The organism is Nostoc punctiforme PCC 73102 (assembly GCF_000020025.1).
GTDB classification, from domain to species: domain Bacteria; phylum Cyanobacteriota; class Cyanobacteriia; order Cyanobacteriales; family Nostocaceae; genus Nostoc; species Nostoc punctiforme.
The window spans coordinates 5,195,599-5,218,250 of the sequence record NC_010628.1 but is presented as its reverse complement, the minus strand read 5'-3'; the positions used below and the strand labels follow the sequence as shown (position 1 = coordinate 5,218,250).

20 protein-coding genes are annotated in these 22,652 nt (G+C 41.7%); 6 read left to right on the top strand and 14 right to left on the bottom strand.

The window, feature by feature from the left end; translation table 11 throughout:
* The first annotated feature begins 41 nt into the window (after positions 1 to 41).
* Positions 42 to 455 (top strand): gamma-glutamylcyclotransferase, encoded by a 414-nt coding sequence (locus NPUN_RS20970; RefSeq protein WP_063721268.1) that lies wholly within the window; start codon positions 42 to 44, stop codon positions 453 to 455.
* A 25-nt stretch (positions 456 to 480) separates the two neighbouring features.
* Here the strand turns inward: NPUN_RS20970 and NPUN_RS20965 are convergent, their stop codons facing one another.
* The 3 genes from NPUN_RS20965 to NPUN_RS42055 form a co-directional block, all read right to left on the bottom strand.
* Positions 481 to 1,095 (bottom strand): anti-sigma factor family protein, encoded by a 615-nt coding sequence (locus tag NPUN_RS20965; protein WP_041565539.1) that lies wholly within the window; start codon positions 1,093 to 1,095, stop codon positions 481 to 483.
* Between the two features lie 157 nt (positions 1,096 to 1,252).
* Positions 1,253 to 1,909 (bottom strand): sigma-70 family RNA polymerase sigma factor, encoded by a 657-nt coding sequence (locus NPUN_RS20960; protein WP_012410498.1) that lies wholly within the window; start codon positions 1,907 to 1,909, stop codon positions 1,253 to 1,255.
* Between the two features lie 369 nt (positions 1,910 to 2,278).
* On the bottom strand, positions 2,279 to 2,431 hold the full coding sequence (locus NPUN_RS42055) for a hypothetical protein (protein WP_167306191.1): 153 nt from the start codon (positions 2,429 to 2,431) through the stop codon (positions 2,279 to 2,281).
* A gap of 666 nt (positions 2,432 to 3,097) precedes the next feature.
* Here NPUN_RS42055 and NPUN_RS44880 point away from each other — a divergent pair.
* Positions 3,098 to 3,760, top strand: coding sequence for a L,D-transpeptidase (locus NPUN_RS44880; RefSeq protein ID WP_419788442.1), 663 nt, complete (start codon positions 3,098 to 3,100; stop codon positions 3,758 to 3,760).
* Between the two features lie 72 nt (positions 3,761 to 3,832).
* Here the strand turns inward: NPUN_RS44880 and NPUN_RS20945 are convergent, their stop codons facing one another.
* From NPUN_RS20945 to NPUN_RS20920, 6 genes are all read right to left on the bottom strand, one after another.
* A complete protein-coding gene (locus tag NPUN_RS20945; protein WP_041565537.1) occupies positions 3,833 to 4,372 on the bottom strand; it encodes a late competence development ComFB family protein in 540 nt (179 codons plus the stop codon).
* A 121-nt stretch (positions 4,373 to 4,493) separates the two neighbouring features.
* On the bottom strand, positions 4,494 to 5,429 hold the full coding sequence (locus NPUN_RS20940; RefSeq protein ID WP_012410494.1) for a M23 family metallopeptidase: 936 nt from the start codon (positions 5,427 to 5,429) through the stop codon (positions 4,494 to 4,496).
* A gap of 840 nt (positions 5,430 to 6,269) precedes the next feature.
* Positions 6,270 to 6,968, bottom strand: a complete 699-nt coding sequence (locus tag NPUN_RS20935; protein WP_012410493.1) for a DevA family ABC transporter ATP-binding protein — start codon at positions 6,966 to 6,968, stop codon at positions 6,270 to 6,272.
* An 81-nt stretch (positions 6,969 to 7,049) separates the two neighbouring features.
* Positions 7,050 to 8,222 (bottom strand): ABC transporter permease DevC, encoded by a 1,173-nt coding sequence (gene devC / locus NPUN_RS20930; protein ID WP_012410492.1) that lies wholly within the window; start codon positions 8,220 to 8,222, stop codon positions 7,050 to 7,052.
* Between the two features lie 103 nt (positions 8,223 to 8,325).
* Positions 8,326 to 9,525, bottom strand: a complete 1,200-nt coding sequence (locus NPUN_RS20925) for an ABC exporter membrane fusion protein (protein ID WP_012410491.1) — start codon at positions 9,523 to 9,525, stop codon at positions 8,326 to 8,328.
* A 774-nt stretch (positions 9,526 to 10,299) separates the two neighbouring features.
* Positions 10,300 to 10,974, bottom strand: a complete 675-nt coding sequence (locus NPUN_RS20920; RefSeq protein WP_012410490.1) for a HupE/UreJ family protein — start codon at positions 10,972 to 10,974, stop codon at positions 10,300 to 10,302.
* A 389-nt stretch (positions 10,975 to 11,363) separates the two neighbouring features.
* On the opposite strand from NPUN_RS20920, the gene NPUN_RS20915 reads away from it, so the two are divergent.
* A complete protein-coding gene (locus tag NPUN_RS20915; RefSeq protein WP_012410489.1) occupies positions 11,364 to 13,175 on the top strand; it encodes an endonuclease in 1,812 nt (603 codons plus the stop codon).
* A gap of 62 nt (positions 13,176 to 13,237) precedes the next feature.
* On the opposite strand, the gene NPUN_RS20910 is transcribed toward NPUN_RS20915, so the two are convergent.
* Positions 13,238 to 14,989: an ABC transporter ATP-binding protein gene (locus tag NPUN_RS20910; protein WP_012410488.1), complete on the bottom strand. Its 1,752-nt coding sequence runs from the start codon at positions 14,987 to 14,989 to the stop codon at positions 13,238 to 13,240.
* A 388-nt stretch (positions 14,990 to 15,377) separates the two neighbouring features.
* Positions 15,378 to 16,031: a septal nanopore formation protein FraI gene (gene fraI / locus NPUN_RS20905; protein WP_012410487.1), complete on the bottom strand. Its 654-nt coding sequence runs from the start codon at positions 16,029 to 16,031 to the stop codon at positions 15,378 to 15,380.
* A 380-nt stretch (positions 16,032 to 16,411) separates the two neighbouring features.
* On the opposite strand from fraI, the gene galE reads away from it, so the two are divergent.
* A complete protein-coding gene (gene galE / locus NPUN_RS20900) occupies positions 16,412 to 17,410 on the top strand; it encodes a UDP-glucose 4-epimerase GalE (RefSeq protein ID WP_012410486.1) in 999 nt (332 codons plus the stop codon).
* Positions 17,411 to 17,521: 111 nt separating this feature from the next.
* Here galE and NPUN_RS20895 read toward each other — a convergent pair whose 3' ends face one another.
* Positions 17,522 to 18,220 carry a hypothetical protein gene (locus NPUN_RS20895; RefSeq protein ID WP_012410485.1) on the bottom strand — a complete coding sequence of 233 codons (699 nt, stop codon included), beginning with the start codon at positions 18,218 to 18,220 and terminating at the stop codon, positions 17,522 to 17,524.
* Positions 18,195 to 19,442 (bottom strand): urease accessory protein UreH domain-containing protein, encoded by a 1,248-nt coding sequence (locus NPUN_RS20890; protein WP_012410484.1) that lies wholly within the window; start codon positions 19,440 to 19,442, stop codon positions 18,195 to 18,197. The genes NPUN_RS20895 and NPUN_RS20890 overlap by 26 nt, the downstream gene beginning before the upstream one ends.
* A 710-nt stretch (positions 19,443 to 20,152) precedes the next feature.
* Between NPUN_RS20890 and NPUN_RS20880 the strand changes: the two genes are divergently transcribed.
* Entirely contained in the window at positions 20,153 to 20,512 is a 360-nt protein-coding gene (locus tag NPUN_RS20880; RefSeq protein WP_012410483.1) for a type II toxin-antitoxin system death-on-curing family toxin, read from the top strand.
* Positions 20,513 to 20,678: 166 nt separating this feature from the next.
* On the top strand, positions 20,679 to 21,749 hold the full coding sequence (locus NPUN_RS20875) for a M28 family peptidase (protein ID WP_012410482.1): 1,071 nt from the start codon (positions 20,679 to 20,681) through the stop codon (positions 21,747 to 21,749).
* Positions 21,750 to 21,858: 109 nt separating this feature from the next.
* Here the strand turns inward: NPUN_RS20875 and NPUN_RS20870 are convergent, their stop codons facing one another.
* Entirely contained in the window at positions 21,859 to 22,314 is a 456-nt protein-coding gene (locus NPUN_RS20870; protein WP_012410481.1) for a hypothetical protein, read from the bottom strand.
* Positions 22,315 to 22,652 lie beyond the last annotated feature (338 nt).

Below are 22,652 nucleotides of genomic sequence, written 5' to 3'. Positions count from 1 at the left end.
AGGTTTAGATGGTTTAATCAAATATAAAATTTTCTGATTTGGTGCGGGTTTTTGTGTACGGCACACTCAAACCAGGTGAAGCTAACTATAAAAAATACTGTGCTGGCAAAGTAGTTGATGTCAAAAAAGCTTTTGTAGAAGGTAAATTGTTTGCTCTGCCAATGGGCTACCCAGCAATGACGCTTGGAAATAGCAAAGTTTACGGGTATTTACTATCTTTTCCCAACCCAAGAATTTTAAATGAGCTAGATGTGCTGGAAAATTACCAGCCCTCTAGACTACCAGCAGAAAACCTCTATAATCGGCAAATTATCGAGGTTTATGAACCACAGTCGCTATCTTTGGGTTTGGCTTTGGTTTATTTAATGGCTCTAGAGCAAGTTGAGCAATTAGGAGGATTCCTCCAACCTGACGGTTGGTGGAGTGGCTGTTGTTTAACCGCAAAGTACAGTTAGGGTCTGTGAACTGTTAACTTTGCGATTAGTTAATGTCTTGTTTGGAGTCGTGGCGTTGTGGCTGTACCGGATAGATTGGATTTTTTGGAGAAGCTACTGCTGCTTTAGGAATTTCAATAACCGGATTATTTAGTCCCACCATCAAAGGGGAAGGTGGAATTATAGACGCTGAGGATGTTTGAATCGGTTCTTTTTGTGGTCGTTGCGCCAGTTGCGGCACATTCAAACCACCAGGTACTAAGCTAGATACTGCACCGATTACGCAGGCAGCAACAGCTGCACCTCCCGCCATCCAGTTTAAACGGGAACGGCGGCGCAAACGTGTGAATACTTGCTGAACTGTTGCTTCTGGTGACTTTTGGGCTGTGGGGATTGGGAGAGTCCGCAAGCCTTGGCGTAGCTTTAACAGTCGCGCATACAAGCATTGAACCGAGGCATCATTTGCCAGCCATTCTTCTACTTGCCTGCGTTCAGGGGCTGTGACTTCACCATCGAGGTAAGCACTCAATAACTCGAAGCGATCGCGCTTCACCATATCCATAAGACCCGTTGATTCATTGGTATGCTTGGCCATTCCATCTGACAAATCTTGAGGAAGTTGCAAAGAAGAACGGTCGTAAAACTGAGAATCAGTAGTCATCTTAACATTATTACCAATTCATACACGGGTAAACTGGGCGGGAATTTCGGTAAAATTAGCCATTTTTCCTTCTTAGGATGGAAGCAATCTACGTCTTTCTGGTAATTCTTAATCTATGCTTAAATTCTGTCATTGGACAGAGGCAAGATACTGTAAATTAGGAATCTAGATAATTCTGCAAGTAAGCTTGCAGTCTGGATCTAGCTCTGGCTATTCTTGACTTCACAGTTCCTAAAGAAACTCCAGTGATTTCAGCAATTTCTTCATAAGCCATGCCCTCGATTTCTCTCAGGACAATGGTTGTACGAAAGACTTCTGGTAAATCCGCGATTGCTTCCCGCAATTGCTCGTAAAATTCTCTAGTTGTCAGTTCTTCTTCAGGTCCGGGAGTATCGCCAGCGATTTCCCAATCCATCTCACCGTCCTCTAACGAGCGGGGAGCATCCAGTGATAAAGGGCTAACAACCCGCTTGCGTTTCCGTAACTCATCGTAAAACAAGTTGGTAGCAATGCGGCTTAACCAGCCCCGAAATTTAGCAGGTTCTTGTAATCGGTTAATATTCCGATACACTCGAATCCAAACTTCTTGAGCTAAATCGGCTCTGTCAGCCCAATCTGGAGCTAGGTGGTACAAAACTCTATCAACTTGACTTTGATAGCGGCGTAATAGTTCTGAAAACGCAACACGATCTGGCCGCAGTCCCGCTTGACAGCGCAAAATTAAATCGTGGTTAGGGAGTTTGTCAACTTGCACTGATGCTTCTGGATACTTTGCATCAACCGTTGACCAGGATACAGTAATCGACTGACTCATAGATCGTACTGGCTCTAAATCATCCCTATCTATTAGACCTGCTAATGGGACAGAAGTTCCATGCTAAGGTGACGGATTTATGACTGGAACACGGAGGCAGACAATTTTGGATACATTTATAGCAATAAGGTGAGCCACTTTTTCCTTATACTGCTCGCATAGTTGCCCTTACACCCATCAACTCAAAAAAGCGCAGCAACATGCACATTTTAGTACTTTTAGCAACTGGGTATATACGCTTGATAAAAATAATTAAATCTGGTTATTAAGGATGAAGAGAAAAATTTTGTAATTCTATCTTCTTGATACCTTTAAAATTCAGGTAATAATTTCTGGGAGTTGGGTTGCTGTGGTTACTATAATGGTGATTTATTTTTTTGATTTTGTTACCAGAATAGTTGCTGATTGTTCTAGTTGTGACCCGTAGATAGCACCAGAGTTATGTTGCTCTGGTACACGAACTTGAAAAAATAAATTGAGGGAAAATGTAATTGTGACTGCTAGCAATAGTTTTTCAAACATGGTTTTTCTCCCACCGACACCACTAATCATTGATTGCTACATTGCAAAAGTTCCGCCAGAAAGTCTAAGTATTGGCTTACAACCCCCAGAACTTTGGAGGAATGAGGTTGGTCACTTGAAGTTTTGCTGCTGGGACAATTTGCATAGTCTTAGTTTGCCCAGAGGTATTGGCAGATTTATAACGGAAATGATAAGTATTGATAAATTTTTGATAATCGGATGATGAACACATCCAATTTCTCGGCTGGATATGTCAGGGATAAACAATAGGCGATGGCAATGGTAAGAAACGAATCTGTAGGACGGATGGTAATGTTGCTCTGTTTTGGCACAGCATTTTTATCTTTAGCTGTCCATTGGCGCATTACTACGGCGGAACGGCAGTCTGATAAGTCTGCATCTACTTCGATGCGGCGAGATTCTACCCTAACCAATCCCAAGGGAAGCCGCTCAGAGGGAGTCTACAAGAATCTGTCACAAGTGAGTTTAGGGGAAATTGCGCTGGGTGCATCTGTGCCACCTGGTGAAGTTGCCCAAGGCTCAAGTGTTCAGAGGGCGGTTACACCAAAGTCCTCTGCTATTAAGCCTCGAACTAAGTCGAAAATAATTAAGAAGAATGTAGCTCAAGCAACGACTCGCAAGGCTTCTATACTCAAATATTCTGCCATTAAGTCTGAAACTAAGTCGAAAATAATTAAGAAGAATGTAGCTAAAGCAACGACTGGCAGGGCTTCTACACCAAAATCTTCTACTGTTAAGCCTCAAACTCAGCCGAAAACAATTAAAAATAATGTAGCTCAAGCAACTGAACTACCAATCAAGATGCAGCTGGTGGCGCAAGCAGAAAGACAAAATCCAGTTACGGATAGTTGGCCAAAAGGTTTATGGTCTAAGGCTTCAGCCCAACAAGCACCATCTGCATCTGATAGGCTGGCAGATCGCAAGACGCAAGTGGTGGTTGATTTAAGCGATCGCCGCACTTATGTATATGCAGGAGATGAGGTAATAGCTAGCTACCCAATCGCTGTAGGTAAGAAGGGTTGGGAAACGCCCACAGGTTCTTTCCAGGTGATCCACATGCGACACTATCCAATCTGGCGTCACCCAATTACAGGCAAAGTATTTCAGGCTGGTACGGATAGTCCCTTGGGAGACAGATGGATTGGTTTTTGGTCAGATGGGCGCAATGAAATTGGCTTTCATGGTACGCCGGATATTGACCTGGTAGGAACGGCTGTATCCCACGGCTGTTTAAGAATGCGTAATTCTGATGTCAGAATGCTTTATGAGCAAGTGAGTATAGGGACAACAGTATTAGTACGTAATTAATTAAGAGTCATTTGTCCTTTGTCATTAGTCATTTTTCCTTTGTAAATGACCAATGACTAATGACTCTTAAAATTATAATTTTTGCTCAAAATTAGGTGCGTATGTCTGAAGTAAGGCACTAACTTGGCGTACAACCTCATTACCCGTGTTTTTGCCCAAGGCTTGCCGTTCTGGGAAGAAATTGGGTCGATCTAGGTAACGATTAATCGCTTCACTTACTTGCTGAGAAATTAATTCTTGCAGTTCTGCTTGAGCCGTTTGGCGCTGGAAGCTAGCACCCTCTTCTGTAGTAGCATACAAAGGTGGTAGTCGATTGAGAGCATAAGCAGCAATATCTCCGACATCTAGAGAACTTTCGCTGGTGGCTTCAATTTCTGCGACTCTGGCGATCGCTTCTGTCAGTACCAATTCTTCCATAACGTTAATGAATTGTTTGCGAGGTACCGCCACTACCTCACCGGTCAATAGCGCTCCCATGAGCCGATCCAGCGCCATATACTCTTCAATTGAGAGTTCCGAGGCGTTATCACAGATTCTACCGACTTCTGCTTCCATTGCTGGTGTCAAATAACCATCCTGGAGAGCTTGTTCTACAATTTTTTCGATACTCATAACACTTATCATCATTTATGTTAGCCAAGCAAGGTAGGGACGGTATCAATCCAATTGATTTTGCTTAATCTTCAGCAAAGAAAACACAAATTATGCACAGACGCGATTAATTCCGCTTCTACTAATTAACAACCTTAGTTCGCCAAGGTGTTGGATCAACAGATTGTCCGTTGACATACAGACCCCAGTGCAAATGTGGCCCCGTGGCAGCACCTGTTGAACCAACTGCGCCAATTACTTGACCAGCTTTTACAAGATCACCTTCTTTAACGTTAATACGACTCAGGTGCATGAAAATACTGGTGACTCCTTGACCGTGGTCAATGCCAACTACGTTACCGTGTATCCGAAACCCTTGGGATACCCTACCTACCAAAGCAACTCGCCCAGGGGCTGGGGCAATTACCGGAGATCCGGCAGCACCAGCGTAGTCAAGACCACGATGATAGTAGTCCTTTGCAAATGTACCATTATAGTAGCGACGTACACCATAGTTTGTACTCATCCGCCCTGCATTTGGCTTCAAAAATACCCCATTCCAATACTTTTCTGGTGTTTGTAGTGCCTTGAAAGCCGCTACACGCTTAAGTTCATATTCTGTGGCATCCACTCCAGCTTTGCCAGGTGGCAAAGTAATACGTTGTACGGGGAATTTGCGATTCAGCACATTCACAACTAAGTTTTGTACTTGACCATCCCCTGCGACCTTAAATGTTCTAGTTCCAGCTTTTTCTAGCGGAGTTGTGGGAACAAAAGCCCGATACTGATTAGGGGCAATTTGAAAAGCTGGGTATGTATTCTTACCAGTCGCTACTGTTGGATTTGTACCATTCTCAGGATTATCTAGACTAATCTCTACCGAGAGTGTATCCCCTAATTTAGGGCTAGTTGGAGTCACCTTTACTTGTAAAGCATCTACAGGCAATGCCAAGGTAATAGGGAGAACAGCAAATATTCCCTTTAACACATTTATTGCAAGGGGATTGGCTGCCAAACTTTTGACATCAAAACCGAGCAACTTCTTGTTTGAACTACTAGCGCTATTCTCAATAATCATAGAGATACAAAAATTCCTTGCTTGTGTTGGAAAATAGACTAGCTTATTTTTACTCGTGTTTCCTCTTTGAAGTAGATGTTTTTGAAACCCTCCAGAGACTTATGGACAGCAGACTTACATCAGGTAGGAAATAAGAGAGAATGATTTGTGACTGTAATTTAGTTAGTTGGTATTAACTTTGTGTATTACTATGTATTACATTAACATTGGTAATGATATTAAAATTTAACTAGATTGAAGCAAAGACTCTATAGTGATTCGCCAGGGTATCATTTATTAGGCAATAAAAGAAACCCATTGTAATTATACCCATTACATAATACTTGAAGAAAATCTTGGAATCAACTGGACACTTGTTCAACTGAACACTCGTACTATATTGTGAAGTTAAAATTAGTGTAAGTAAATGGCGTAACCCATGTAAAGCAAGGGCAAAGTATTACAAATAACCAGATTAGATTTAGGCAAAGCTCGATTTTGTAAGTTATAGAGCATTTAATTTGCAAAAGCAGGTAGGCAAGATGCCTACCCTACAATGATTTTTAGTAAAATATAGATAGTGTGAAATTATAGAATTTTTAATTTATCTAATTCTTAATCACCGTTTATACACTAATAACAGATATAGGAATCCGCTTTTATTTTTTAAGTTACTTGCGTGGGAAGGCAAGAGGCAATAGGGAGGAGGCAAGAAGGCTTTTTGAGTTGTACGAAGTTTTTTCAAAAATCAAATATGAGCGCTATATTATTAGCGTTGATATAAGGTATAAGACAACAGTAATTTTACTTAAAATTTTCTGATTTCGATTTCTGAGCTTGAGGAATGAAAGCTGATTAACTTTAGGTTGAGAGTGTCAATTCTGACTTGAGCTTACCATCTTCCATGTCAACGATGCGATCGGCAATGTCAAGGATGCGGTTGTCATGAGTAACCATCAAGATGGTACAGCTTTGTTCTTTTGCCAGTTTTTGCATAAGATTGACTACATCCCGACCCGATTGACTATCAAGGGCGGCAGTGGGTTCATCTGCTAGGATTATTTGAGGATGACTGACTAAGGCGCGAGCGATCGCTACTCGTTGCTTTTGTCCTCCAGATAGTTTTTCAGGATAGTAATGTAAATGATTTCCTAATCCTACCTGCTCTAACATCTGGGCTGACCTAGCTAGCATATTTTTTAACCCAAGATATTTGTGCAATTCCAAAGCCATTTTGACGTTTTGGAGTGCCGTTAAACTCCCGTGTAAGTTATGTGCTTGGAAAATATAACCGTTATGCCGTCGTGCTTGTACTAATTGTTCAGCACTAGCACCACAAAGTTCTCGCCCCAACACGTGCAAACTACCAGATTGAGCAGAACGCAATCCACCAACTAAGGTTAGCAAGGTAGTCTTTCCAGAACCAGAGGGCCCGGTCATAATAATAATTTCACCGACGTTAATCTCTAAGTTAATGTTAGATAAAACTTGCTTGCGGAGGGAACTGTGACCAAAGTGGTGGTCGAGATTTTTAATAGAGATGACAGATTGACTAGTCATAAATAGCTCGATTACTTGTGACGATCGTCATTGGTCATTTGTCCTTTGTCCTTTGCAAATGACCGATGACAAATGACAAATTTAAAACATATCAGCAGGATCGGTGGCTTGAAGTTTGCGGGTGGCGATCGCACCGGAAATTGTACACATAATGATAGTCAGCACTAATACCTGCAATGCCCGAATCGCAGTCATGTACATGGGTAAATTTGTGGCACTGCGAGTCAGTTGGTAAAGTGCTAAGGACACTCCCAATCCGGGAAAGAAGCCCAGTGCTGCCAATATCAACGATTCTTCAAGCACCACACCCAACAGGTAATAATTGCGATATCCCATTGCTTTAAAGGTGGCGTATTCCCGAACATGGGCATTAACATCGGTGGAAAGGACTTGATAGACGATAATCACGCCGACCACAAAGCCCATTGATACACCCAGGCTGAAAATAAAGCCAATTGGGGAATTTGTTCTCCAAAAGTTGTTCTCAAATTCAATAAATTCGGCGTGGGTTAAGACTTTGACATCATCTCTCAGGTAGGCTTTCAAGCTTGCTGCCACTTTTTTCGGGTCATAGCCTGGTTTTACCTGAATCAAACCTAGACTGATACTACTTGACTGTCGCCCAGAAAATAGCCGCAAAAAGTTCTGATCGCTAGTAATCAGGTTGCCATCAGAACCAAAGGAAGCCCCGACTTGAAATAAGCCACTAATGGTAATTGTGCGCCGTTCTATTTCGGTAGTTAGGGTTTTACCTTGGTCAATTTGAGCGATCGCTTTTTGATAATCTCCTCTTGCACCACGGTCGAACAAAACGGTATCTGGTAGCTTAATTGCCTGCAATTGCTGGTTAACATCCGGTAAGTCAAAGGCTGGCTTATCTGGATTAAACCCGATAACTAACACCCCCGTCTCACGATGTGTTTGAGGATTTCTCCAGATTGTATTATTGAAATACATAGGTTCTGCCGACTTCACCCCTGGTATATCCATTGCTTGGTAAAGTCGTCGACGGGAAAATGTAGACAAGCTTGGCAGGTTACGGGCTTGAGGACTGGTTAAAACAATGTCTGCTTGCAAACTGCGATGTAGTCTCGTATTACTGTCATACAGCGCAGTCTGAAAGCCCAGCTGCATGAACATGAGAAGATCCGCAAAGGCAATACCTGACAATGCCACCAAGAGGCGGCTTTTTTCATGGTTCAGTTGCAGCCATCCTAGAGGGGTTCGCCGTCGCAGTTGTTTGATCAATCCCATAATTAGGTACTGGGTATTGGGTATTGGGTATTGGGGACTGGGTATTAGGGATTGGGATTATTCTTCCCCAGTCACTAGTCCCTAGTCCCCAATCCCTGATTTTTCACAATTCAATTACTGCCTTAACTTGCATATTGGTTAAGCTGCCAGCTTTTCGACTGGAAACTTCATCTAATCGGATATAAACTTCTACTACTCTGTTGTCGATATTGCTGACGGGATCTGTGTTAATGGCATTCTGCCGTCGCACTTGCAAACCTTTGCGATCTACGATTCCCTGCAATTCAATGGGGAGGTAATCGCCAAATATTCGTACTTGTTGCCCTGAATGAACTTTGCCGATATCGCTTTCATAGACTTCGGCTATGACATACATTTGGCTAGTTTGTCCAATATCAGCAATGCCATTATTTGATACTAATTCGCCAGGATGGGTGTGGATCTCAAATACCTGTCCATTTTGAGGCGATCGCACTTCAGCCTGTTTTAGATTGATTTTTCCCAGATTCATGGCTGCTACAGCCCGATTGATTTCTGCTTGGGCAGCTTCTACATCTACTCCTCGTACCTCAGCAATTTCCTCAAGGGTTGCCGTGGCCTGTTTTACCTGTTGCTGGCTAGCTGATTGGGTACGATTTAACTGTGCTTGTGCTTCTTGCAGGCTTTTTTGGGCGGTTTCCAGGTTTAAACGTTTACTATCTCGTTGGGAAGCGGAAATTGCACCCTGTTGATATAGTTGCTGATAACGTTCGTCTTCTGCTTGGGCATTTTGTACTTCGGCTTGGAATCGCTCAATTGTCGCTGCTTGAGTATTAATATCACCTTGGCGTTCTGCTTCTAAGCGAGCGATCGCGGCTTTTTGGGCGGCAATTTCACCACGTTTAGCACCTGCTTGGGTACGGTTTAGGTTTGCCTGTGCTACTTTTACCTGTTCCTGCGCCTCTTTTAATTCTGCCTGCAAGCGATCGCGGCTATTCAAAATTGCAATCAATTGTCCCGCTTTTACCCAATCCCCCTCCTTTACTAACAACTTTTCTACCCGGCTTCCTTCAGCAGATACCGCAGCAGAGAGTTTTATTACCTTTCCCTGTGGTTCAATTCGCCCTAAAGCTGTTACCGTTTTTAACTGTAGCAATTGTGTTGCTGACACTTGTGTTTCTGGATTTGCATAATTTTGCCAGCGTTTTACTATATAAAAACTTATTCCGCCAACCAATAAAGATGCAATTATACCTATAGCAACAGATGGACGCAGAATAGACTTAGGGAATGTTCTGTACCCTAGCTTTGAGTTTCGCACCATAGATTACCTCTTAACTAGTGGCGCAGAAAAAACTAAATAGATTAAGTTTTTATGCTTACTTCTGTTAGTTGTTGTTAATTTATCGATTCAAAGTTCATAAAAAATGAAAATTGTTGACAATTTATCAATCTGCTGCGATTTTATGTATACGATAATAAATCACTCTCCAGTATTAATACCATTTCACTTGAAGGTTGATACAAATAGTCATTAGGAAAGCAGGGAATAGAATTATAGACAAATCATTTGTATCAGTCATTTCGTGAAATGACATAAGAGCTTTATGTTAATGATGAGCTAGTTTTCTTTTTTGAAAGTACTTAGATATAGTAAACGGGTTCCAAATTACGGGTTGTAACAGTGCCAACAATCAGAGGCAGATTAAGCCAAAAATAAATGTTTTTTGTCATGATAAATTAATAATCTTTAATTCCTAAAAAATCTCTTTAGATTTGATATTTTTATAATATTTTGTGATATATTCTCACTATTAAAAGTTATTTTTATAAATTAATTCTGTTAGTGTATCCGCAATTTATTTAGGTGTCATAAGCTTTTATTTAGATACAAGTAAGTGAGCGTAAATAATTGTCGTTGGGATAAGGCAATAGGCAATAGGTATAAGGATTTTAGCCTAGTCCATTTTTCTTTACATAGTTTAGTTTTATTGTGCCAACTTACTTAGCTTCTAAATATCTATCCACATAATAAGGGCGCATAGCTAAGTGTACGCCCCCATAAATAAATGTATTCCACTGAATTGAAATATGTGATTTAGCTCATCGAATTCCTCAAAAACACGATGCCAATCGCACAGAAAGCGAAGCCAGCAATGCTAATTTTCCAGGGTAGAGTTCGGTTAATTTCTCCCATACCCATTGCACCACCAATTTCTCTGGCACTCATGGCAACCACAAACAGAGTCAAGGTCATACCTACTATATAGGCAATTAGTGGCATCATTTCTGCCCCAATAATAGAATCAGCAACAGTGTAACCCTGAAATAAACCAGCACTGATGCCCATCAGAGCAAGTACCACAAAGTTTGGTTGATTTGGCATCATCAGCATAGTACTAAAAACGATGGTAGAAATAGCAATCGCTATTTCTATGCCTGGGAAATTCAGCTGGAATAGATGAATTACAATGCCCAAGATTGCTGCTAAGACAAAATATCCAGCGATCGCAGCGCCACGAACAAACATAGATGACAGTAAGCCAATAGCAACAATCCCCACTAAACAATCTAAGCCAATTACTGGATCTGCCAATCCCCAGAGAAAGCCTTCCCACCAGGTAGTGATGGTATGACTATCTGGTGTTCCACTCCATGAACTCAGTAAGCTAATTAAAATTAAAGCTGCGATCGCTCCAATATGGCGATCCATTAACTTCGAGGTGTAAAATTCCTGTGAAGCACGGAATTCTGATAATTTCCTTTTGAACATCACTATATACCAAATTAGTTTTTTCGGTAATTTATACTACCCACCTATCCCAAAAAACTAACGTGGTAATTACACTACCTTGTACTAGCTTCATGAAGTTATCTAAAGCCACGGTGATTGAAAAGTATAACGGTCTACGTAGGCGCTGCTATAGCCTCTTGTAGAGAACCCGTCACAGACATCGCTACCAATAATTAATTATCAATATTTGATATTAAACACGGTATCTAATAGACCGCAAATGTAGTGGAAAAATAGATCAAAATTTCGTTGTGTCCTGGTATTTTCTCTCAGGTAGAATGCTCACCTTTACTCAATTTAAAACTTCTCTTAATTGAACTATATTCAAAAGAAGACTAATCTAGAAAATATCTTCATTGGAAGAGAGAATGAAACTCATCAAATTGTTGTTACTATTTAGTACTGTTCTCATCTTCTTTGTATGGATTAGTCCACTGCACGCTAGTCCAATAGCACAATTGCCAACTCCTTTAATTCCAGTTGCCCAACGGGAAACAACATCTCTAAAAAATTCCCAGGATGTATTGACTGTTGCAACTTTTAATGTTGAGAACTTAGACCCAAAAGATCGACGTTTTGATGATATTGCCAAAATTATTCAAAATAATTTGAACGCTCCAGATATCATCAGTTTGGTTGAAGTTCAGGATAACAACGGATCAATCAATGATGATGTTGTGAATGCAAACGAGACTTACCAAAAACTGATTGCTGCGCTCGAAAATATCGGTAGTCCAGCATACGATTTTGTGGATATTGCACCCAGTGACGATCGAGATGGTGGAGAACCTGGAGGTAATATCCGTGTCGGTTTATTATTTCGGCCCAGTCGGGTAACTCTAGCAAAACTGCCCAAAAAGGGCGGTTCGTTAGATGCTGTGGCTATTACTCAAGGTGCAAATGACCTTGACCTCTCACTCAACCCAGGTCGGATTGATCCTACCAATAGTGCTTTCGAGGAAAGCCGTAAGCCACTTGCAGCAGAATTTATATTTAACGACCAAAAGCTGTTTATCATTGCTAATCACTTTGTTTCTAAGCTGGGAGGTTCTCCTAGCGATGTTCAACGAGTCAAGCAAGCCGAAATTGTTAATGAATTCGTAGGGCAAATACTAGAAGTTGATCCGCAAGCCAAAGTAATTGTACTGGGTGACTTAAACGATTTACCAGATTCTCTACCTCTAAAAACTTTGAAGGGTAACATTCTTGAGAATCTGACAGATAGTTTACCTGCTAGCGATCGCTTTACTTTCAAATTCAAGGGAAATCCTCAACTCATTGACCATTTGTTGGTTAGTGAAAATCTTTCTCGTGTTGCTCAACCAAAAATTGACATTGTGCATGTCAATGTTGGCTTTAGTAGACCTGTCAGCGACCACGATCCTGTAATTGCAGCGTTTACATTACCTGCTAACCAGTCTACCTCTGACACTATTCCTCCTGTTGTTCAACCTACTCCCACTCCCGTAAGTGATTCGGCAATTATATTGCCTCAATTATCCAAAGTCGCTCTAGTTAAAGAACTTGCTAAGGAGTATACGCCTAGCAAAACCTTGAACTACGATCGCGCAAGAGACGAAATGTTTGGCGTTATTGACAATCAAGCAGGTATTGTGACAGATATCTATGCCAGTTACCAAATTCGTCTAAATGGTAATGGCGATCCTAGTCAGGAAGCTGATAAGTTAGGACTTAATACCGAACACGTTTGGCCGCAAAGTAAAGGGGCTGACAACGGTAATGCCCGAAGCGACCTTCACCATTTATTTCCTGCACGAGAAGATATTAATACTGAGCGAGGAAATAAACCCTTCGATGATATAGCCGACACAAGTACTAAAAAATGGTATCGAAATGATACTGTTCAATCTACAATTCCTACTAGAGCAATTGACGAGTTTAGCGAATCATCATCTGCTAAATTTGAGCCTAGAGAAAAAGTAAAAGGGGATATAGCTAGGGCAATTTTCTACTTTTACACTATTTATCAAAATCAAGCTGAGAAGGTAGACCGAAATTACTTTCAGAATCAGCGTCAGACTTTGTGTAAATGGAATCAGCAAGACCCACCCGATCTTACTGAAATCGAACGCAGTCACGCGATCGCCAAATTTCAAGGTAATGACAATCCATTCGTGCTAGATGTCACATTAGCTGAACGGGCATACTGTAATCCCTAAAGATTTGGGTAGCACAACTGTGCTACCCAACAAACGATAAAATATGCTTTTCGGTCAAAACTTTAATGCAGTAATTCCTCAACTTGATGCTGGCTCCACAAAGTTCTGTATAAACCCTGTTGTTGCAATAGTTCTAAGTGATTGCCTATTTGAACAATTTTTCCCTTTTCCATCACAAAAATTCTGTCAGCCGCAGCCGCCGCAGATAATTGATGGGTAATGAAAATTACTGTTTTGCGTTCAGTACCACTGGAGAGATTTTTGAGGATTTGCGTGGCTGTTTGATTATCCACACTAGAGAGAGCATCATCCAAAATTAACACTGGCGCATTGACCAGCATAGCTCTAGCTAAGGCAGTACGTTGTCGTTGACCACCAGAAAGAGTAATACCGCGTTCACCAACAAGAGTTTCATATTGCTGAGGAAAACTTTTAATTTCTGATTCAATTTTGGCAAGTTTAGCAACAGATTCTATCTGCTCTTGTTCGCTAATTGGATCGCCATAGCGGATATTATTTTTGATTGTAGTGCTAAATAGAAAACTATCTTGAGGAACGTAAGCGATCGCACCTCGTAAATCTGCCAAAGCTATTTTAGTAATATCCAGCCCATCTAAAAACAATTGTCCTGATTCAATATCCAACAAGCGCGGTAAAGCATTCGCCAAAGTGGATTTTCCCGAACCAATTGCCCCAACAATGGCCACGGTTTCTCCAGGAGCAATAGTAAAGTTAACGTTTTCTAAAGCTGGAGTAGTAGAACCAGGGTAACTGTAGCTGAGATTTTTCGCTGTCACTTCCCCTTTAAGTTCAGCTGCTGGTAGATGTATGGCATCGGCTGCATCTTGAATTTTCGGTGTGACAGAGAGAATAGATTCAAGGCGATCTATACTAACTTCACCCCGTTGGTACGCAGTAATTGTGAATCCTAAAAGGGCTGTGGGGAAAACTAGACGCTCTACATAAATTAACAGTGCTAAAAAATCGCCAACCTGAAGCGCTCCAGAAGACATCCGCGCTGTCCCTAGCCAGATAATTACCAACGAACTGATATTAGCTAGTCCACCAATTAGCGGAAAAAGTGTATTTCGGAGTTTTGCCAATTCCAGGTTAGCAGTCAATAGCTGCTGATTTTTCTTGGAGAAGGCTCGACGCTCGTTTGCTTCTTGGGCATAGATTTTAATTAAGGCAATACCACTAATATCCTCCTGGATGAGTTCGCTGATTTCAGAGAGTTGCTCTTGGACTGCTGCTTGTTGTTTGCGTAAGCGATCGCTAAACAGACTCACCAACAAGAGCATAAAAGGGTAAACTGCCAGAGATGCTAGCGTCAGATCCACACTAATCGCTAGCATTACTGGCAGTGTCAGGGCGTAGGCAAACACCGTATTTGCCAAACTCAAAACGGCAAAACCCAATAACCGTTTGATATTGTCCACATCACTGGTAGCCCGATTAATCAAATCGCCAGCAGTATTACTGGCAAAATAAGCCGGCTCCAGCTTGAGTAAGTGTTCAAAAATCCGTTGTTTCAGGTCAAATTCCACCTGACGACCTACCCCAAATAGCCAAATGCGTGATGCCATCCGCATTAGCCACATCGCCGAACTGAGCAAGACAATGATTACTACATAATGTAGTATTTCGTTCCAGTTGAAGGTTGTTGAGAGTTTATCAACACCAGCACGAATCAACCAAGGGATATAAACGCCCAGTGCATTGACAGACAACAAAGCGAGAATGCCTAATGACGCTTCCCGCCAATGGGGTCGTAGATAAGCACTGAGTTTAGCGATTCGTCGAGATTTTGCCATTAAAGCAATTTTGCAACTTTATCATCCTAGATTAACTGCTAGTCCAAGCAGGCAGCTATGTAGAGAGAATATCCCTTGTAAATTAACAAGAAAGAATTCAGGAGTCAGAGTCCCCCAGCAAATTTTGAATTTGGTGGTCTGCAAGACGCTCTCTACGAAACGCTACGCATAGCTTGCTTCGACCTAAGAGTACGAAAACTTGCTCTAACAAGCTAGGCGTAGCATCTTTAAGATTTGCTATGCCGCAGGCTTTACGCTATTAGTGGCGGGTTAAATCCCCCACTAAATAGCGTCGTTCCTCTCTACGAGACGCTGCGCGAACGCTACCTTATCGAGCCTCTTGCATTCTGAATTCTCTATTCTGAATTCTGACTTCTCTCTCACTTTATTACCTTTGAACACGCAAGAACCTGTAAATTTCAACGAGATAACTTTCCCAAGTTCTTGTTGTCAATTGCAACGTTTCCGAATTTGGTACAAAGTCTTCAAGTCGTAAACCGCGTGTGCGAATATCTTGAGGATTTCCTTGTAATAGGTAGGGAGGCACTCTTAGATTATAAGAAATAATGCTATCTCCCTTTACATCTGAGATATTTGCTGTGGTGTTTGGTTGCCCTAATGCCACCAGTGTCCCAGATGTTGGTGCAGCAGATGCTACAGATGTGTCACCTGTCATTGCTAGAGGTGCGCGATAAAGGAAATAGGCGACTGCTGGTGTACTTGCCAAGAGCAAAATCGTCAGTGCCCAACCTATCAAGTATCCTCCTGGTTTTTCTATTCCACCTCCTTTAATTTTTTGAGCAGCCAAAATCATCAGTAAAACAGAGGCCCCCAGAGGCTTGAGTGGAAAAGATAGCATTCTCCACAAAGATGCCACAGCTGGTTCACTGGGGTTAAGGAATGAAAGGGCTACGATTACCAAGATAACGACTAAGATTAATCGCCCTACAAAAGTTCCAGAGGGATAAAATCGCTGGAACAAAGAATATACGATAGTGCCAATCAGCAGCCACAACAGTACCCGGCTTAGCAATAGAAACATAGATTAACTCTCAAATTTTCTGGTGCGGTGAGCCAGTGTGGTGGTAAGACAGTCCACTTGACTAGGGGTTTTCATGCCCCAGGAGGAACTGTCCTGCATGGTTTCCCTGTATAAAACAACTAGTGACTTCTTAGCCGCGACGCTAGAAGCGTCACCCATAAGGGTCAACCTAGAGGTTTCGGGAAATGGATTTATTTTATTGTCAAATTGTAATCGTACTGTTTGACTTAAAATACTTCAAACCTCACACCCAAAGACTACCGTCGTAGTGATTTTAGTTCAAATTTTTAACACTGCGTCTATTATTTATAATTTTCCAGAAGAGTAATGTGGCACCGGTAAACTAAATTAATTGAGTAATCCACTTAAAAGGAAAAACTATGTCGTCTGGAAAGCCTACCATTTTGGTTACGGGGGGAGCTGGATACATTGGTTCTCATACGGTGCTAGCTTTGAAGCAAGCGGGTTATAACGTTGTCATCCTTGATAATCTGGTCTATGGGCATCGTGACCTGGTAGAAAAGATTTTACAGGTAGAACTGGTAGTAGGGGATACAGGCGATCGCGCCTTGCTAGATCACCTATTTAAAACCCGCGATATTGCTGCTGTGATGCACTTTTCTGCCTACGCCTACGTAGGAGAATCAGTAACTGACCCGGCTAAATACTACCGCAATAACGTTGTTGGTACTTTGACCCTGTTAGAAGCGATGCTGACAGCATCTGTAAAGAAATTTGTCTTTTCTTCTACCTGTGCTACCTACGGCGTGCCAGAATTTGTACCGATTCCAGAAAACCATCCCCAAAACCCGATTAATCCTTATGGCGCTACAAAGCTGATGGTAGAGCGGATTCTTTCTGATTTTGATGTTGCTTATGGTTTTCAATCAGTGCGTTTCCGCTATTTTAATGCTGCTGGTGCTAATCCCAATGGCTTACTCGGCGAGGATCACAACCCAGAAACCCATTTGATTCCCTTAGTGCTAATGACAGCTTTAGGCAAACGAAAATCCATCTCAATTTTCGGCACCGATTACCCCACGCCCGATGGTACTTGTATTCGTGATTATATTCATGTTAACGACTTAGCAGATGCCCATATTTTGGGATTGGAATATTTATTAAAAGGTGGCGATAGCGAAGTTTTTAATTTGGGCAATGGTAGCGGCTTCTCCGTCAGAGAAGTAATTGCCGCCGCCGAACAAGTGACAGGAACTTCGATACCAGTAGAAGAACACGATCGCCGTCCCGGAGATCCCCCAATTCTCATTGGCACTAGCGAGAAAGCCAGAACAATCTTAGGCTGGCAACCTCAGTATCCATCCATCGAAGATATTGTCGCTCATGCGTGGCAGTGGCATCAAAAGCGACATAAGTAGGAAAAGGGGAATGGGGAATGGGGAAAGACTTGTTGTAAGTTCTCACTCAAGCCACCTTGTCCTCCTGCCTCCTGCCTCCTGCCTCCTGCCCCCTGCCCCTCTGCTTCTTCCCTACTCCCCACCTCCTCTCATGTTTCGCAATACGACAACTAAGATGCCGATAAATCCGAAGATTGACAGTGCGATCGCCCAAATTGGTAATTTCTGAGATTCACCCTCTACTAAATCACCATTGACATCTCGCTGAATTTGTGTATTTTGTGTAGAACCGCCTGCTACAGTAACTTCAAATTTGAACTTAAAAGGTTTGAATCTTTCCCCAGAGACTGGTTTACCATTTAGTTGCAACTCATAAATACCTGGTTTGGGAAAGATAATTTCTGTACCTGGAATACCTTGATAACGTTCGGCTGCTACAGCTTCTAAGCGTGGTTCTAGCAGTGCAGGCTCTCCGGTTGCATAAGGTTCAGCATAAACAGCCAACCGACAATTACACTGTGCCAAGGGAATCACCTTTCCGCCTCTGCGAGTAACCGCAAACCAGACTTGGGAGGGTTCTCCAGCCCGAGGATTATCATTTGGCTCAATGTGGAGTGTGCCACCAACATCTCCAGCAACTTCCACTTTATGAGCAGATGCAGGGTAAGGATTAGTGACTGATATAACTAAGAAACTCAGGAATAATAAATACTTTATTGTTCCTTGACTCTTCCAAGAAATGCCTTTGAGTAGGTGATGCCTCTGTTTTTGACTCATTGGGATTGAGCCAGAGAACAAGGATAATTTACCGCGATTTTGTTGGGGGGACATAAAACTTTTCTACGGCTAACTTTGACCAAAAAAAACGCGAACGCACTAGTAAGACACTGAGGGTAAAAATTCCCATCAGTACTGCCGCTAAGTTATTTCCCCAAGTTGATTGCAAGGAACCCAGGTAATGGGAACCAATCAACACAGCATGAATAGCACTCAAGAGCAAGGCTGGCACACCCAATAGATGAATCTGTCGCCAACGCTTGCCCAAAGATTTCTGCAACGATTCCCAACTCGTTAAAGCGGCGGGGGACATTAATACTAATGCTACAGCACCCGCAGCCATACCCCACTGAAATTCTGGCGGCATAAAAGAAAAGGCGGCAAAATTCCATTGCAATGAGTGTTCTATCATGTGGAAGGTGTGAACCACAGAAAGCACAAAAGATCCCACCCCCAAGGCGCGGCGATAACGCAATGGTGAAGCCCACAACCCACTAATAGGACGCGCAATTAACGCCAATATTAAGCAGAATAAAGCGGTGTGCCCGGTGTAATCTACCATTGTGTCACCAGTCCGTAGCAGGGTAATGATGCCAATGGTGAGTGTCACCCAACCGCCTAATCGAAATAACTGACTGCGCTTGTCTTTACTTACCAACGATGTGGAGATGCCTACACCTAGCATAGTGGGCAGGGTTCCCAGTCCAAAAGCCAGCATAGTTGCCCCACCCATCCATAAATTGCCAGTTTCAACGGCTTTGATTTGGGCAGCATACAGGAAACCACAGGGCATTAAACCCCAAGTCATCCCCAAAAGTATTGGTGTCCACCATTTAGTTTTAAAGGAAAGCTTAACCATTCCTGTGCTGAGGCGATCGTGTAACTTACCTTGTAATAGAGGATGTAACACGAAAATGCGCGGGAGCAAATCGGGTTTTACTTGCCCTAAGCCAAACCAAATCAGCATCACACCAGTCAGAATTGCCATCCAGTGCCGAAAGTCGCTGCCAATTCCCGCTAGCTGTCCACTTTGCAGCAATACCGAACCTAGCGCCCCAATGCCAGCACCGACTAGAGCATAGCTCAACATCCGCCCCAGGTTTAGCAAAAGATGAAATTTTAATTGTTGTCGCCAAGTGTCTGGCTTTTCTAAGGGTGATGTCCCTTTTCGCTGATGAGACAGGGAAAATGCCACTGTTAAAGGGCCACACATCCCAAAGCAGTGTCCAAAACTCCCCAGGAACCCCAGGATTGAGATCAGCAACAAATCTACCATAAAAAAAGTCCTGAGTTCTGAGTTATGAGTCCTGAGTGTCAGAATAAAGATTTTGAAGAAGTAATAAGAAATTCTTTTCTTCTTTACTCAGTACTCAGCACTCCTCTAGTGCGGCACTTTACGTAAAGTTGCGATCGCTGTCAAAAGACAAACCGTCAAACTTGATATTTACTTTAGGAAAGAAAATGTAAACACTCTAAAACTCCCTACATACGCGTAAATCCTAAACTACCGTCTTTAAAGTATAATATAAGACTAAAACTATTTCTAAAGTTTAGGTTTTTGCGGTTGATTATGCTTGCTGCTTAAGTGCCACATATACCAGAACGGCTGCATCATCTCAGTAAGAGAAGTCTATTTGCAATAGAGTTAAAAATAATTTCATAAATCCTTGCTTATTGCTTAAGCAATTTAACTAAAGTGACCTGACCTAATTAGATAAGGTATATTGAGCTTAGGACAAATAGATTAAAGCCATAATCACTGGCTTTGTTTATCATGGAAACCTTGAGACTTCGTAAGATCAAAAACAAATTGATACCATCTTCTCAAAGTCTAAAATTTAGACATAGTAAGAATGGGGTACTTTTCGTTGTGAAACATTCTCATAATCCTCAAACCACACCTGACAAGTCTGAATTTGAAAAGGCTATGGAAGCTTATCAAAAAGTAAGCAGTAAATATAGGAATGCACTTCGTGAGCTAGCTCAGTGAATGATATTTTTTGGTTGAGTGAGGCAGTCATTAAAGCTATGCACGAAGAACAACTAGCAGAACATGGTGGACTTCCAGGTATAAGAGATAGAAATCTGTTTTTAGCTAGTTTAGATAGACCTAAAAATTTATTTGCTTATGGTGAACCTATACCAACTGTTTTTGAGTTAGCGGCAGCTTTTGCATTTGTAAAAAATCATTCATTTATAGATGGTAATAAAAGGGTAGCTTTCGTTTCGATGGCTACCTTTCTTATATTGAACGGGTATTCTTTAGAAGTGCCAGAAGAAGAAGTTGTATTAATGATAAAAAGACTTTCAACTGATCAAGAGACTCAAGAATCGATAGCAGATTGAATAAAAGAAAATTGTATTAAAATAGACAATTAAGCTGATTGCAAAGTTACTTTGTAGGTTTATCTAAGAATTTAGGGAACCAAAATACTAAACCCTCCTAGCAATCCTGGAAAGTTATACCTGGGGGTTTGCGCTACCCTAAGTCAGGAAGCCAAGGATAAATCACATGAGAAAATGGATTTGGCTGATGCTGTTGATGCTGATGGCATTTGCCGTGGTGGGTAGCATAGACCGGACGTTTTTTGAACAGCGTCCCTCACCAGCAATTGTTGAAGGCATTCCTGTGGAAACGCCGCAAGCACAACTAGAGTTAAAAAAAGTTGATGATACCCTACAAGTGTCTACCGATCAGCTATTAAACCATATCCAAAAGTTAAATTTTCAGCGCTACACAACAACAGAGCGATCGCTCACTCGCACTTATATCACAACTGAACTGAAAAAATTCGGCTGGAAGCCCAAATTGGAAAAGTTCTCTGAGGGTGTAAATATTTTTGCTGAACGTATAGGAACTAACAAAGCCGCTAAAGCAATTCTCGTCGCAGCGCATTACGACACTGTTGCCTTATCCCCCGGTGCTGATGATAACGCTAGTGGTGTAGCTGTAGTGCTAGAAGTTGCGCGGTTGCTTGGTTCTCGTCCCACACCACGGACGTTACAGCTAGCTTTTTTTGACAAAGAAGAAGCAGGACTTTTGGGTAGTCAGGCTTTTGTGAGTCAGACAGCACGCTTGCAAAATTTAGACGGAGCGATCGTTATGGATATGGTTGGTTATGCTTGTTACACTGTTGGTTGTCAGAAATACCCGGCGGGTTTGCCCGTTACGCCACCTAGTGACAAGGGCGACTTTTTGGCAGTGGTTGGTGATATGGAACATTTGCCTTTGCTGAATGCCTTTCCAAGCTCACAGATGCTCCCCTCAAGCGCCCTGAATAAACAGGAATCAAATCTGCCACCAGTCCTAATACTACCAATTCCTTTTAAAGGTTTACTGACACCAGACACTTTACGGAGCGATCATGCACCATTTTGGTATCAGGGTGTGGGTGCGGTGCTAGTGACAGATACAGCAAATTTACGGACTCCGCATTATCATCAACCTAGCGATGTTCCTGCGACTATCGAGAGAGCGTTTTTTACAGGAGCAGCGCAGATTGTGGTCAATGCTACTAGTAACTTGTTAAATAAGAATCAGGTTTTGCAAACTCAACCACCAAGCAGAGGGAATAATTCGTAATTAAATAGGACTTACGCAACAGTACAGGCATTAGGAGCAATAAGCTACTTTACGTCTAAAATCGGGGTTTTGACTATTGTTTGCGTAAGTTCGATTAAAGAACAAATCACTAATTAGACGTAGCGGTAGTGGTATTTGGTTCAGGTAAAGTCAACGTCCAGTTCTGTTTATCATTGATTTGGAAGTACAAACCTTGGAAAATGAGCCGCAAAGCCGTTCGAGTTCTAACAAACTTCTGCACCAAATAAGTTCCTGGTTCAGCAAAGACATCATTAAAGTTTTTTTTATAACCAAATTGTTTTGAACAGTAACTGCCGGCACCTTGGACTGTTACTACAAAAAATGGAGATTCTTTGTATTCATTAGGAATCATAAAGATTCCATATACATGGTGACGACCACGCCACGGCTGAACAATAACCTTAGTAGCATTTACTTGAAATTTTTTAGTTTTTGATACTAAAAGATCCCCGAAATTACAATCAGAATCATTCACAGGCCACCACAGTGTAATAATACTCAAGGAGAGTAGCAAAATTAAAATATAGCGGAGTCTGCGACGCATAAAGCCAAGAAAAATTATTGATGCGGCTAGTAGAATTTAATGAGTAATGATAGTGCAGCTACAGCAGTAAGACTATCGACCTGCAACACCTCTGCAACACCTTCTAAAAGGCAAAGACAAAATATTAAAGGGCTATTTAAAATTTGCTGTCAAAAAAATTGCAGTCACTCAATTTCAAACTTTAATTTCTAGATGACCACATACATAAATCTAGTTGCTCTGGATAAATGATTTTTGATTGTTGCTAACAAAATTTTGACATTGCTGAAACTGAGATAAATGCTGAAACTTTTGTAACGAAGAGAATTTTGTATTTAATAATTCAAAATCCCAAATCT